The organism is Microbacterium telephonicum, from assembly GCF_003651225.1.
In the GTDB taxonomy this organism is placed as follows: Bacteria; Actinomycetota; Actinomycetes; order Actinomycetales; family Microbacteriaceae; genus Microbacterium; species Microbacterium telephonicum.
This window is the reverse complement of sequence record NZ_RCDB01000001.1, coordinates 76,310-89,499: the sequence shown is the minus strand read 5'-3', so window position 1 is coordinate 89,499 and position 13,190 is coordinate 76,310. Positions and strand designations below refer to the sequence as shown.

14 protein-coding genes are annotated in these 13,190 nt (G+C 71.0%); 9 read left to right on the top strand and 5 right to left on the bottom strand.

Features of this window, described 5'->3' with window-relative positions; all coding sequences use genetic code 11:
* The first annotated feature begins 121 nt into the window (after positions 1–121).
* The 4 genes from C7474_RS00515 to C7474_RS00500 are packed head-to-tail and all read left to right on the top strand — an operon-like array spanning position 122 to position 4,543.
* Positions 122–1,201, top strand: coding sequence for an ABC transporter permease (locus C7474_RS00515; protein WP_121056678.1), 1,080 nt, complete (start codon positions 122–124; stop codon positions 1,199–1,201).
* A complete protein-coding gene (locus C7474_RS00510) occupies positions 1,198–2,223 on the top strand; it encodes an ABC transporter permease (RefSeq protein WP_199692363.1) in 1,026 nt (341 codons plus the stop codon). The genes C7474_RS00515 and C7474_RS00510 overlap by 4 nt, the downstream gene beginning before the upstream one ends.
* Positions 2,223–3,881, top strand: a complete 1,659-nt coding sequence (locus C7474_RS00505; RefSeq protein ID WP_121056673.1) for a dipeptide ABC transporter ATP-binding protein — start codon at positions 2,223–2,225, stop codon at positions 3,879–3,881. Before C7474_RS00510 ends, C7474_RS00505 begins: the two co-directional genes overlap by 1 nt.
* Positions 3,882–3,916: 35 nt before the next feature.
* The gene (locus tag C7474_RS00500) at positions 3,917–4,543 is read left to right on the top strand and encodes a TMEM175 family protein (RefSeq protein WP_121056671.1); all 627 of its coding nucleotides are present in this window, start codon (positions 3,917–3,919) and stop codon (positions 4,541–4,543) included.
* Between the two features lie 11 nt (positions 4,544–4,554).
* On the opposite strand, the gene C7474_RS00495 is transcribed toward C7474_RS00500, so the two are convergent.
* Genes C7474_RS00495 through C7474_RS00485 form a run of 3 tightly spaced genes read right to left on the bottom strand, consistent with a single transcriptional unit; the run spans position 4,555 to position 7,269 of the window.
* Positions 4,555–5,676: a hypothetical protein gene (locus tag C7474_RS00495; protein ID WP_121056669.1), complete on the bottom strand. Its 1,122-nt coding sequence runs from the start codon at positions 5,674–5,676 to the stop codon at positions 4,555–4,557.
* Positions 5,673–6,620 carry a hypothetical protein gene (locus C7474_RS14955; RefSeq protein ID WP_158597281.1) on the bottom strand — a complete coding sequence of 316 codons (948 nt, stop codon included), beginning with the start codon at positions 6,618–6,620 and terminating at the stop codon, positions 5,673–5,675. The genes C7474_RS00495 and C7474_RS14955 overlap by 4 nt, the downstream gene beginning before the upstream one ends.
* 19 nt (positions 6,621–6,639) lie before the next feature.
* Positions 6,640–7,269 (bottom strand): TetR/AcrR family transcriptional regulator, encoded by a 630-nt coding sequence (locus C7474_RS00485; protein ID WP_121056667.1) that lies wholly within the window; start codon positions 7,267–7,269, stop codon positions 6,640–6,642.
* 63 nt (positions 7,270–7,332) lie between these two features.
* Between C7474_RS00485 and C7474_RS00480 the strand changes: the two genes are divergently transcribed.
* The 5 genes from C7474_RS00480 (at position 7,333) to rplI (ending at position 10,511) form a co-directional block, all read left to right on the top strand.
* Entirely contained in the window at positions 7,333–8,625 is a 1,293-nt protein-coding gene (locus C7474_RS00480; RefSeq protein ID WP_121056665.1) for a glycosyltransferase, read from the top strand.
* A gap of 166 nt (positions 8,626–8,791) precedes the next feature.
* Positions 8,792–9,130, top strand: a complete 339-nt coding sequence (gene rpsF, locus C7474_RS00475; protein WP_121057821.1) for a 30S ribosomal protein S6 — start codon at positions 8,792–8,794, stop codon at positions 9,128–9,130.
* A 5-nt stretch (positions 9,131–9,135) separates the two neighbouring features.
* On the top strand, positions 9,136–9,651 hold the full coding sequence (locus C7474_RS00470) for a single-stranded DNA-binding protein (protein WP_121056663.1): 516 nt from the start codon (positions 9,136–9,138) through the stop codon (positions 9,649–9,651).
* 141 nt (positions 9,652–9,792) lie between these two features.
* Complete coding sequence (gene rpsR, locus C7474_RS00465; RefSeq protein WP_005054609.1) at positions 9,793–10,047, top strand: 30S ribosomal protein S18; 255 nt, start codon at positions 9,793–9,795, stop codon at positions 10,045–10,047.
* An 11-nt stretch (positions 10,048–10,058) separates the two neighbouring features.
* Complete coding sequence (gene rplI / locus C7474_RS00460) at positions 10,059–10,511, top strand: 50S ribosomal protein L9 (protein ID WP_121056661.1); 453 nt, start codon at positions 10,059–10,061, stop codon at positions 10,509–10,511.
* Positions 10,512–10,694: 183 nt separating this feature from the next.
* Here rplI and C7474_RS00455 read toward each other — a convergent pair whose 3' ends face one another.
* Both C7474_RS00455 and C7474_RS00450 read right to left on the bottom strand, forming a co-directional pair.
* Positions 10,695–11,876 carry a chaplin family protein gene (locus C7474_RS00455; RefSeq protein ID WP_121056659.1) on the bottom strand — a complete coding sequence of 394 codons (1,182 nt, stop codon included), beginning with the start codon at positions 11,874–11,876 and terminating at the stop codon, positions 10,695–10,697.
* An 81-nt stretch (positions 11,877–11,957) separates the two neighbouring features.
* Positions 11,958–12,932, bottom strand: coding sequence for a hypothetical protein (locus C7474_RS00450; protein ID WP_121056657.1), 975 nt, complete (start codon positions 12,930–12,932; stop codon positions 11,958–11,960).
* Positions 12,933–13,190 lie beyond the last annotated feature (258 nt).

Sequence of the window (13,190 nt, the reverse complement as noted above, 5' to 3'; positions counted from 1 at the left end):
CGCGGGTCCGGGCGTTTCGACTCGTCGCTCTGCTCCTCGCTCAACGACCGGTGGCACCTCACCGGTCGTTGAGCGAGCGCAGCGAGTCGAAACGCCCCCACCGCTCGTAAGGGATTCACCCATGACGACCGACGTCGCCGATCCACCCGCACTGCTCCACGCCCGCACCAAGGGCGGGGGCGGCACGCTGGGCCGCTACCTGCTGGTGCGGTTCCTGCTCATCATCCCGACCGTCCTCATCCTGGTCACCCTCGTCTTCTTCCTGATCCGGCTCACCGGCGACCCGATCACGGCGGCCCTCGGCGGACGACTGCCCGCCGACCAGCTGCAGGAGCGCATCCACGAGGCGGGCTACGACCGTCCGATCTTCGTGCAGTACATCGAATACCTCGGCCAGATCCTGACGCTCGACTTCGGCACCACGATCACCGACAACCAGCCGGTCGCGCAGGTGCTGGCCACCTACGGCCTCGCGACCTTCGAGCTCGTGGTCTACGCGCTGGTCGTCGCCTTCATCGTCGGCATCCCGCTCGGCATGGTCGCCGCGGCGCTGCGCGACCGCTGGCCCGACGCGACGCTGCGGGTGAGCGCCATCCTCTTCTACGCGACGCCCGTCTTCTTCGCCGGTCTCGTCGCCAAGCTCGTCTTCTCGGTGTGGCTCGGCTGGCTGCCCGTCTCGGGCCGCGCCAACGTGCGCACCGAGATCGCCCTCGAACGCGGGGGTGGCGGCACCGGCATCTACCTCATCGACGCGATCGCCTCCGGCAACCCCGACTACATCGCCGACGTGCTGCTGCACGCCGTGCTGCCGGCGCTGACGCTGGGTCTGCTGACGGCGGGCATCTTCCTGCGCCTCGTGCGCACGAACGTCATCGGCACCTTCAACATGCCCTACGTGGATGCCGCCCGCTCGCGAGGCGTGCGCGAGAGCAGGCTCGTGCGCACGCACGCCTACCGGCCGGCGCTCATCCCGATCATCACCGTCATCGGCCTGCAGATCGCCCTCATGCTGGGCGGCGCCGTGCTGACCGAGACGACCTTCGAATGGCAGGGGATCGGGTTCCAGCTGGTGAAGTACCTGTCGGCGCGCGACTTCGTCGCCGTGCAGGGCATCGTCGCGATGATCGCGATCATCGTCGCGGTGACGAACTTCCTCGTCGACGTCATCGCCGCCTTCATCGACCCGCGAGTGAGGTACTGACCGTGACGACCCAGACCTCCACTCCCGCCCGCAAGCGCTCCGTGTTCGGGCGCCTCCCCGTCGTGCACCAGCTTCGCCAGAGCGTCGGCCTTCAGCGCGGCATGCTCATCGCGGGCCTGGTGCTCGTCGGCGTGTTCCTGCTCACGGCCCTGCTGGCGCCATGGGTCGCGCCGTACAGCTACAGCCAGCTGGCCGGACCCGACGGCAACTTCGGCGCGCAGCAACCGCCGAGCGCCGCACACCCGCTCGGCACGACCGTCGGCGGCTACGACGTGCTCTCGCGCGTCATCTGGGGCGCCCAGACGGCCCTCTACGTCGTCGCGGTCGCGCTGGTGCTGTCGGTGTTCATCGGCATTCTGCTCGGCCTCGTCTCCGGCTACCTCGGCGGCTGGGTCGACCGTGTGCTCGTCGTCGTCTCCGACGCGATCTACGCCTTCCCGACACTGCTGCTGGCCATCGTCGTGGCCATCGCCATCAGCGGCGGGCAGTCCGGCCTGTGGCCGGGCGTGTTCGCGGCGGCGGCATCCATCACGGTCGTCTTCATCCCGCAGTACTTCCGCGTCGTGCGCGCCGAGGTGGTGCGGGTCAAGGCGGAGGCGTTCGTCGAGTCGGCGAAGGTGATCGGCGCCTCGACGCCGCGCATCATGTTCCGCCACGTGCTGCGCAACTCGACGCGCACCCTGCCCCTGATCGTCACCCTCAACGCCTCGGAGGCGATCTCGACCCTCGCCGCCCTCGGCTTCCTCGGGTTCGGCATCGAGCCGACGGCCGCCGCCGAGTGGGGCTACGACCTCAACAAGTCGATCAGCGACGTCGCCGCGGGCATCTGGTGGACCTCCATCCCGCCCGGTGTCGCGATCGTGCTGACCGTGCTCGGCATCACGCTCATCGGCGAGAGCCTCAACGACCTGGCCGACCCGCGCCTGCGGGCCCGCCGCCGCGCCGGTGCCGGCAAGACCCCCGCGGATGCCGTCGCCGCCGAGCAGCCGGCATCCCGCGAGTTCATGGGAGAGGTGGAGTGATGGGCGACCGGGCCACGCAGGCCGTCGACATCCGCGCGCTCGATGTCACCTTCGCGACCGACGGCGGCGACGTGCACGCCGTCCGCGGCGTCACGCTCGACGTGGCCCGCGGCGAGGTGCTCGCGATCGTCGGCGAGTCGGGCAGCGGCAAGACCGTGACGGCGCGTTCGATCCTGGGACTGCTGCCCGAGACGGCCATCGCGCACGGCGCGGTCGTGCTCGACGGCACCGACGTGATCGGCCTCGACCGTCAGAAGCTGCGCGAGGTGCGCGGCACGCGCGCCGCGATGATCTTCCAGGAGCCGTCCACGGCGCTGAACCCGGTCTTCACGGTCGGCTGGCAGCTCGCCGAGGGACTGCGCGCGCACGGCTCCGTGTCGAAGAAGTCGGCGCGCGAGAAGGCCGTCGAGATGCTGCGTCGCGTCGGCATCCCCGAGCCGGAGCGGCGCGTCGACGACTACCCGCACCAGTTCTCGGGCGGGCAGAAGCAGCGCATCGTCATCGCGATGGCGCTCGCGCTCGAGCCGACGGTCATCATCGCCGACGAGCCGACGACGGCGCTCGACGTCACCGTGCAGGCCGAGATCCTCGACCTGCTACGACGGCTACGCGACGAGACCGGCACCGCGATCGTGCTGATCACCCACAACATGGGCGTCGTCGCCGACCTCGCCGACCGCGTCGCGGTGATGTACGCGGGCGAGATCGTCGAGACCGCGCCGGTGCGCGAGCTGTTCGCCGCACCGCGGCACGACTACACGAAGCAGCTGCTGGCCGCCGTGCCGCGGCTCGAGATCGCCGACCGGGCGCTTCCTGCGACCGCCGCGGATGCCGCTCCCGTCGTCGTGGCCGACCGGCTCGTCATCGAGTATCCGGGGCGGTTCGGTCGCGCCGGGTTCCGCGCCGTCAACGAGGTGAGCTTCTCGATCGCCCCCGGCGAGGTCGTCGGCCTCGTCGGCGAGAGCGGGTCGGGCAAGACCACCATCGGCCGCGCGATCGCGGGGCTCACCCCCGTCGCGGGCGGGTCGTTGCGGGTGCTCGGGGCCGAGATGAACGGCATCCGGGAACGGGCGTTCCGCCCCCTGCGCAAGCAGCTCGGCTTCGTCTTCCAAGACCCGGCGACGAGCTTCAACCCGCTGCTGACGATCGCCCAGAACATCGCCGAACCCCTGCTGGTGCACGGCGCGGCCGCCGACGTGACCACCGCGCGGCCGCGCGTGGACGAGCTGCTCGACGCCGTGCAGCTGGGCGGCGGGTTCGCCGACCGGTTCCCGCACGAGCTGTCGGGTGGGCAGCGTCAGCGCGCCTCGCTCGCGCGGGCGCTCGCGCTGGACCCGCCGCTGCTGATCGCCGACGAACCCACGAGTGCCCTCGACGTGTCGGTGCAGGCGCGCGTGCTGGAGCTGTTCGTCGACCTGCAGGAGCGGTTCGGCTTCGCGACCCTGTTCATCACGCACGACCTCGCGGTCGTCGACATGCTCGCCCACTCGATCGTCGTGCTGCACCGCGGCGAGATCGCGGAGGCCGGTCGCACCGCCGCGGTGCTCAGCGACCCGCAGGACGACTACACGCGTCGCCTCATCGCGTCGCTGCCGGTTCCGGATCCGGTGGAGCAGGCCGCTCGTCGCGCGGCGTCGCCGGGGTCCTCAGGAGACTGATCGCCGCACAGGCGGGTGCTCGCTACGATCGCGTCATGACCGACGAGACGACGTCCGACCGGTACCTGAGCGCCGAGCGGTGTGCGGCGTTCATCGACGCGGTCGTGGCGATCGCGATGACCCTCCTGATCCTCCCGCTCATGGAGGCGGTGTCGGATGCCGGCGCCGAGGGCGGATCGGCGGGGCGCTGGTTCGGCGACCATCAGGAACAGCTCACGAGCTTCCTCGTGAGCTTCGTGATGATCGCGCTGTTCTGGATGATCCACCATCGGCTCTTCCGGCGGATCTCGGCCGTGCCCACCGGGCTCATGTGGCTCGTCTCGGCGTGGCTACTCACGATCGTGTGGCTGCCCGTGGCGACGTCGATGTCGGGGCAGTTCTCCGACGCGGAGGGGCTCGTCCGCGTCGTGTACATCGGAAGCCTCTTCGCCGTATGCGCGGTCTCCTTCGTCATCCGGCTCTACGTGCGCCGCCACCCCGAGATCTCGTCGGCCGCGCCCAGCGCCACCCGGGGAGATCTCGCCGTCGACCTGTCGATGATGATCATGTTCGCGATCGCGCTCGGGGTGACTCTGCTGTTCCCGGTGCTCGGCTACTGGCCGCTCCTGCTCATGTTCCTCACCGGCGCAGTGCAGTCGCTCATCCGTCGCGCCTGGCGCTGAGCGCGGCCCGATCAACGCAGCAGCGAGCCGAAGAGCCCTGCGAACACGCCCAGCTGACTGAAGAGCCAGAAGGCGACGAACCCGCCGACGATCACGATCGCCGCCCAGGGGATGCCGCGCGCGAGCCGACGTCCCTGCGGCGCGACGCCGACCGGCGGACGCAGACTGCCGGCGGGCGCCGCGAAGGGCAGGCCGGCCGCGTCGCCGGTCAGGCGGTCGTCGCGCCACCGCTCCCACTGCGCGAGTTTGCCGAGCAGGGCGCCCACGACCGAGAACAGCCACGCCCAGGTCGCCGGATCGAGCGTGGAGAAGTCGCGCTTGGCGTAGAGGAAGAGCCAGTCGTCGACGATCTCGACGTCGAGGGCGGCGGCGGAGTCGATGAAGCGCGCCATGATGTCGGGCGTGAAGAGGTACAGCGCATCCCGCTCGTAGCCGGCGGGGCAGTAGAGCGCGAAGTGGTCGTCGAAGTCGCCTTCGAGGCTGAGACGCTGGCCGCGATCGAATGAGGCGGGCAGGTTCGAGCCGAAGAGCGAGTTGTTGCTCGTGGCGTCGAGGACGATGTGCGGGAGCGGCTGCGCGAGCCTGACCGCGACGTAGCCCCAGGCGTGCGTCGTCTCGTTCTTCCCCGAGCCCGTCTTGTAGCGGTAGTTCGCGAACTCCACGAGGCGCGGCCGATCGCCGCGCACGATGTCGGTCGCGCGGCGGCTGTGCCCGACGCCGAACAGCATGCCCGGGAGCGGCGGGGCGTCGGCGCGAGCGAACCACCGCATCCCGTTGGCCTGCGCGAACCTGTCGAGCCGATACACGCGCTCCCCCGACGAGCCGCGCACGGCGCGCACGATCGCGTACACCGCGCCCGCGATCCCGAGGCCGATCACCAGGAGCGGCACGATCGTGAACACGCCGCCCAGCGGGCTTCCGCCGCTCAGTGCGCCGAGCGCGGTCGTGAGGATGCCGACGGCGATGATGCCGAACACGACGAAGACGCCCACGACGATCGCGATGACGACGATCGCGATGACCGGAGCGGCGTCGGCGGGGAGGCGTCCGCTCTGCTTCAGCTGCTGCACGTGGGCGCGCGCGGCGGCGCGCTCGACCGGTTCGGTGAGCGGTCGGAAGTCGGCCTCGGTCACCGCCCCACCCCGTCGGCATCCCCGCTCAGGACGGCGCCCTCGTCGAGCGCGACCGCCTCGATGCCGTCCGTCGAGGCGATCGCCGCGACGAGGCCCGCCGTCCCGCCCACGATCGTCGAGTCGGCATCGACCTCCGTGACCACGACCCACGCTCGGTCCCGGGGCCAGATGATGCTCGGCGTGGTGGCCGCGACCGCGTCGCCCGTCTCGCGCCAGGGCACGTCGGCGCGCGTGATGTCGCGCAGCGGGCCGCGGAACAGGACGTGGTCGCGATGCGGCAGCACCAGTCTCGGTCCGCGTGAGATCTCGTCGGAGAGGAGCCCGGGGCGCCACACCGGCTTGCGGAAACCGCGGTCGAAGACGTCGCGGAGCGACGTGTACATCACGGCCGAGTGGCGCGGATCGGCATCCCCGATGAGGGCGGCCGACGGCGCGGTGTAGCCGAGGCTGCCGACCAGCCCGCCCCAGCCCTCCCACACGGCGGCGTACGCGTCGGCGGGCGCGGCCGTGTGCGCCTCGATCACCGGCAGCAGCGCCCGCATCGTGTCGTCGTCGAGGCGGCCCTGATCGGGCGGGTTGAGCCAGCTGCCGTCGTCGAGCAGGACATCGTGGCCCGCAGCGTCCCACGGCCGGCCGATGAGCTCGTGCCACGGCGTCGTGGGCCCCCAGGTGACTTCCCGCAGCGCGGCGGCCTCCGCCCACCCCACCGCATCCCACCGCAGGCGGCTGCTCAGCGAGGCGATCCGGTCCCACGGAAGCGTCGCCCACTCCTCCGGCGCGGGCAGCCGCTCGCCGGCCGGCAGCGACTGGACCGACGCCGGATGCAGGATGCGTGCGTAGGCCGGAAAGCCGCGGGGCACGAAGTCATGGATGGTCCCGCGCCACGGGTCGTCCACGCGCTCCCGCAGCCAGTCCCCCGCGCTGACGTCCGGCTCCCACTCCATGCGCCCACGCTACCGGCGGCTACCGACCGGTGAGCGCCCGCATGATCCAGTCGTGATAGCGCGCCGTGGTCCAGCCCGACTGCACCACCAGCTGCTGGTGACTCTCGGGCGACATCAGGAAGGAGAGTCGGGCGGCGAGGTCGTCGATACCCGCGCCGTCGTCGATCACGCGGCGTCGGTGCAGCTCGGAGGCCAGCAGCCGATAGTCGGCGCGGCGGTGGGCCAGCATTCCGCTCAGCGCCGCGTCGACCTGCGAATCCGAGAGGGATGCCCCGAGCAGGACTGTCCACAGGCGCGAGCTGCGGGCGTTCGCGGCGGCGATGGTGGCGGCCGTCGCGGCGAGGAACTCCTCGTCGGGGAGGCTCAGCACGCCGTCGGCGGCAGCCGTGGCGCTCAGGCTCCCGGCTCCCTCCTCGCCGGCGAAGACCACCTCGAAGGCACCGATGAGCAGCTCCGCCTTCGTCCCGGCGTTCTTGACGGTCTCCGCGGAGACGCCGGCGCTGCGGGCGATCGCGGCGAGAGTGGTGGCCTGGAAGCCGCCGGCCGCGAAGAGCTCGCCTGCCGCCTCCAGGATGCGACGACGCGTCCGCCGCGCCTGCTCGGTCCGCAGTGCGGACCGGTACGGCCGCGAACGACTGGCATCCGACATATTGCATATCCTCGCAGGGTAGTGAATACTTTCTCGGGCAGATCAACTCTACCTGGGGGAATCATGACGACGTACCTGCTCTGCTCGACTCCGGCGCACGGCCACGTGACGCCGCTTCTGACCATCGCTCGAGGCCTCGTGGGGGACGGCGCCCGAGTGGTGTTCCTCACATCCCCGCGCTACGCCGACCGGGTCCGCGCGACCGGCGCGGAGTTCGCCGCGCTGCCCGCCGACGCCGACGTCGACCTCGATGACGCGGGGTCCGTGCCGGGGCGCGCGGGGCTGACCGGGCCGGCGGCCATCCGATTCGACATGCTCCATCTCTTCCTGCGCCCGGGAGAGAGCCAGTTCGCCGCCCTGCGCGGACTCATCGACGCGCATCGGCCCGACGCCATCCTCACCGAACCGCTGTTCGTCGGCGCCGCCTTGCTGGCGCAGACGCCCGCCGCCGGCCGCCCCCCGGTGATCGCGCTGGGCATCCTGCCGCTCGGAGTGACCAGTCGTGACACGGCGCCCTTCGGACTGGGGATCCCGCCGCGGGCGGGAGCGGTGGGGCGCATGCGGAACGCCGCGCTGAGCGTCGTCGCGCAGCGGATCGTGTTCGGTCCGGTGCGGAAGGAGGCCGACGCCGTCGCGAGGCGCGCGGTCGGCGTCCCCTTCTCGCGCTTCTTCCTCGACTGGCACAGCGGGGCGGACGCGATCGTGCAGTTCACGGTCCCCGCGTTCGAGTACCCGCGATCGGATCTCTCCGACCGGGTGGTCTTCGCAGGCCCGCTGCTGCCCAGTCCGGGAGCGGAGCATCCCCTCCCGGACTGGTGGGGCGATCTCGATGCGGGGCGGCCGGTCGTGCACGTGACGCAGGGCACCGTCGCCAACGCGGATCCGTCGCTCCTCCTCCGGCCCGCGCTCGAGGCGCTCGCCGGACTGGACGTGCTGGCCGTCGTGTCCACCGGGGGACGCGCGGTCGAGACGCTCGGGCCGCTGCCCTCCAACGCCCGGGCCGCCGAGTACCTGCCCTACGGTGCGCTGCTGCCCCGCACCGCGGTGATGGTCACCAACGGCGGCTACGGCGGCGTGCAGCAGGCATTGAGCCACGGCATCCCGCTCGTCGTCGCCGGCCAGACCGAAGACAAGATCGAGGTCTCGGCGCGCGTGGGCTGGGCGGGCGTGGGCGTCAATCTGCGCACCAACACCCCTCGCCCCGCGCAGGTCCGGGACGCGGTCGAGAAGGTCCTGTCGGAGGCGTCCTTCCGCACGGCGACCCGGCATCAGGCGGAGCTCATGACGGCCGCCGATCCGCTCGCGACGCTCCGTGCGGTGCTGGCGCGGGTGACGGCGTCGGCAGCGGTGGGATGACGATTCCGCGACCCGCGCCCCATCCGCTAGACTGTTGTGGTTGTCCGTCTGCGCCCATGCGCGGAAACGGACACGTGCATCAACCCTCCTGATGCCGGGAACCGCCCGGCATCCGTTCTAGTCCGAAGGAGGTGGGTTAGTGACGCACTCACACCAGTACGAGCTCATGGTCATCCTCGACCCCGAGATCGACGAGCGCCAGGTCGCTCCCAAGCTCGACGGTTTCCTGAAGGTCATCACCGCTGATGGTGGCTCGATCGAGAACGTCGACATCTGGGGCAAGCGCCGTCTCGCGTACGAGATCCAGAAGAAGAACGAAGGCATCTACGCCGTCGTGAACTTCACCGCCACGAGCGAGGCCACGCAGGAGCTCGACCGTCAGCTGAAGCTGAACGAGCAGATCATGCGTACCAAGGTCCTGCGTGCCGAGGAGGCGATCGCCCAGGTCGCCGCCGAGAAGGTGCGCGCCGAGGCCAAGGCTGCCCGCAAGGCTGCGAAGGCGTAAAGACGATGGCCGGCGAAACCATCATCACCGTCGTGGGCAACCTCACGGCAGACCCCGAACTGCGCTACACGCAGAACGGCCTGCCGGTCGCGAACTTCACCATCGCGTCCACTCCCCGCACGTTCGACCGTCAGGCGAACGAGTGGAAGGACGGCGAGGCCCTGTTCCTGCGCGCGTCGGTGTGGCGGGAGTTCGCCGAGCACGTGGCCGGTTCGCTGACGAAGGGCTCCCGTGTCATCGCGACCGGTCGCCTGAAGCAGCGCTCCTACCAGGACCGCGAAGGCAACAACCGCACCTCGATCGAGCTGGAGGTCGACGAGATCGGCCCCTCGCTGCGCTATGCGACCGCTCAGGTCACGCGCGCGGCCTCGTCGGGTGGCGGCAACTTCGGCGGCGGCGGGGGTGGCCAGCAGGCCCGCCCGCAGCAGCAGGTCCAGGACGAGCCGTGGGCGACCCCCGGCTCGGCGGCCCCCGACGCCTGGAGCGCCCCCGGCGCCTACGGCGACGACACCCCGTTTTGACGCGGCGCGGATCAGTGCGGCGCAGCCGCGTTGATGCGCGATCGGGTCAAGGTTGAGCAGCCGCCCGCAGGGCGGCGTGTCGAAAACCTCGCATAATTCTCGGATGTCGGTTCCGACATCCACATTCGTAAAGGAAGACCAATGGCTGGAAAGGCTACCGGCGATCGCCGCAAGCCGCGGAAGGGCGCGAAGAACGCCGCTCCCGCAAAGGCGATCCGCGTCGGCGTCATCGACTACAAGGACGTCGCAACCCTCCGCAAGTTCATCTCGGAGCGCGGGAAGATCCGCGCCCGTCGTATCACCGGTGTCTCGGTGCAGGAGCAGCGTCTGATCGCGAAGGCGATCAAGAACGCGCGCGAAATGGCGCTCCTGCCTTACGCCGGCGCTGGCCGCTAAGGAGCACCGACATGGCAAAGCTGATTCTCACGAACGAGGTTGCCGGGCTCGGAAGCGCCGGTGACGTCATCGAGGTCAAGAACGGGTACGCCCGCAACTACCTCATCCCCCAGGGCTTCGCCGTGGCCTGGACCCGCGGTGGCGAGAAGCAGGTGGCGTCGATCCGCGCCGCTCGCGAGGCCCGCGCGATCCACGACCACGAAGAGGCCGTGGCCCTCAAGGACTCGCTCGAGTCCAACAAGGTCAAGCTGTCGGTCAAGGCCGGTGCCGAGGGCCGCCTGTTCGGCGCCGTCAAGCCCGCCGACGTGGCCGACGCCGTCAAGGCCGCCGGTCTCGGCGACCTCGACAAGCGCAAGATCCACATCACCTCGGCGATCAAGTCGGTGGGCGAGCACGAGGCGACCGTTCGCCTCCGCGACGACCTCACCGCCGTGATCACCCTCCAGGTGGTCGCCGCGAAGTAATCCTTCGCCGCACGACGGATGCCGCAGCCCTTCGGGTCTGCGGCATCCGTCGTTTCCGGAGGTGTGCGGAGGCGAGATGACGCGGAATGTCGTGATCCCGTCGCGTGGGCGACACTTCGCGTCATCTCGAAGCGGATGCCGGGGATGCCGCACCAGGCGGGGGCGGCGTCCCCGGGTCCGCGGTCAGTCTGCGAGGCGTCGGGTCAGGCGCATCACCCCTCCCGCGAGCAGCAGCAGGGTGGCGAGGGCCGCGAGCGGCCACATCGGAGCGCCGCCCGTCTCGGCCAGCGCCGCGCGCGGGGCGAAGAGCGCCGCCGTGACGGTCGCCGCCGAACCCGTCACGGTCGCGCCGGGCGTGGTGCCCGTCGTGGTGCCGGGGTCGGCGGGGTCGACCGGAGTGGTGGGGTCGGTCGGGTCGGTCGGATCGGTGGGGTCCACCGGGTCGACCGGGTCCACGGGGTCGACCGGGTCGACGACGGTGGGGGTCGTCGTCGTGTCGCCGATCACTGAGACGGCATTGCCGCCGATGGTGATGGGCAGCGCGAGCGGAGCCGTGAGCTGCGTGCCGGACAGCAGCCCGTCATCGCCGGTCGTCACGCCGCCGATCCCTGGCGTGGGCCCGGTTCCGGTGGGCGTGGTGCCCGTGGTGCTGCCGGTGGATGCCGAGTCGCCGAGGAGCGAGATGGCGTTGCCGGTCACAGTGACCGGTGCCGTGACGGGGGCAGTGACCTGGGTGCCTGACAGGGTGCCGTCGGTTCCCGACGTGGTGCCGGTCGCGGCAGTGGCGGCGGCCGGCGTGCCTGCCGAGTCAGTTGAGCTGCCGGTGGATGCGGCGTCGCCGAGGAGCGAGATGGCGTTGCCCTCGATGCTGATCGGAACCGAGATCGGTGCGGTCACCTGGGTGCCGGAGGCGGTGCCGTCCGTTCCGGACGTAGCCGGCGTCGCCGGTGCGGGCGCCGGTGCCTCGGCAGGTGCGGGTGCCGCAGCATCCGCGCCCTCGCCGGCGGAGTCGCCGAGCAGCGAGAAGGCGTTGCCCTCGATCGTGATCGGGACGCTGATGCTCACGAGACCTTGGGTGCCGGACGCGATGCCGTCCGAGCCGCTCGTCGTCGGAGCCGAGGTCTCCGACGACGGATCGGCAGCGGGTGCTGCCGCTCCGGCCGCGGAGCTCGTGGCGTCGCCGATCAGCGAGATCGACGTGTCGGTGATGGTGATGGGAAGGTTGACGTCGAGGAGCGCCTGGGTGCCCGAGAGCAGCCCGTCCTCCCCGTCGGTCTCGGCCGCCTGCGCGACCGATGCTCCGGCGAGCGAGATGCCGCCGGCGATGAGCACGCCCCAGAGGGCGCGCGAGACGAACGTGCGCATGATTCTCTCCTTGAAGGTGGGTGACGTGCGCGCGGATGCGCGCGGATGCTCTGCCGTCCGCGAGGGACGGCGGCAGCAACGTCAGTCGGGAGAGACGTCGGGCGAGGCCGCGGGCGAACCGGGCACGGCGTCGTCGCCGGAGAGCACGGATCGACCCCAGGCACGGTGGTCGTCCAGCGATCCGGAAGGCGGCAGCGCGCCGGATGTCGCGGCGGAGGACCCTGCGGCGCCGGAGGGTGCGGCAAGGGCAAGGCACGGCCCATCGGGCGGGCCGGGAGGATCGGATGCAGTCTCGTCGGAGGCGGAGTCGACGGCGCCCGCGCCCAGGGCCGACGATGCGGCGGCGAAGGCGGCGTTCTGCCGCAGCTGAGACGGGCGCAGGGGGACGGACGAGGTGGCGGCGGGGATCACGGCGTCGCCGGCGGCGACCGCGTCCACCGTCGCGTGCGCCTCGTCGGTTGCGGGCTGCGGAGGCGCCACATCCGGAGAGGGAAGCGCGGGACGAGTGACCGTGGCAGCGGGGGTGGGAAGGACGTCGTCGACGACGACGTCGACGGTGGTCGTAGTGGCGCCGAGCGTGGAGTCCACGCTCTCACCCAGGTCGGTCACGGCGTCGTCGACGCCCAACACCTCGACGACGTCGCCGACGACCGGCACGGCCGTCACGGTGTCGACGACGGCGCCGGTGACGGCGGTGACGGGAGCGGCATCGACGACGTCGGTCACGGCATCCCCGACGCCTCCGATGGAATCGACGGCCTCGACGACCGGTCCGCGCACCGGCGCCGGGAGCACCTGCGTGACGCCTTCGACGGTGCCGCCGACGAGGTCGGCGACCGGTGAGACGACCGCATCGACCGTGCCGGTGACGGCACCGAGAAGGCCGTCGACGGTCGAGGTGACCGGGTCGAGGACACCCTCGTCGTCTGCCGCGCGCGACGCCGTCGAACCGAGGCCGAGGGCAAGGCCGAGCGCGATCCAGGCGAACGCGAGGGCGAGCGCGCACAGCGCGAGTCGCCGGAGATGGCCCCATCGGGGGGTATGTGCCGTCTCCATGTCCACCTCCAACGCGTCGTAGACGACGTGCGATCCGCGACGATCGCACTGAGGGTGCCTGGTAGCGGCGACGTTAGCGCGCGGATGCCGGGCTGTCCACCCCTGCGCGCAAAATCCCGACTTGCATCCACAACCGGACTGTGTATAACCCACAGCGCGCAACCAACCTTCAAGTGGTACTTAAACCACAATTCCCTCCACAGCCTGGGGAACGTGAAACTCCCGGTCAGCGACTATTAAGACCGCAAAACTCCTCTC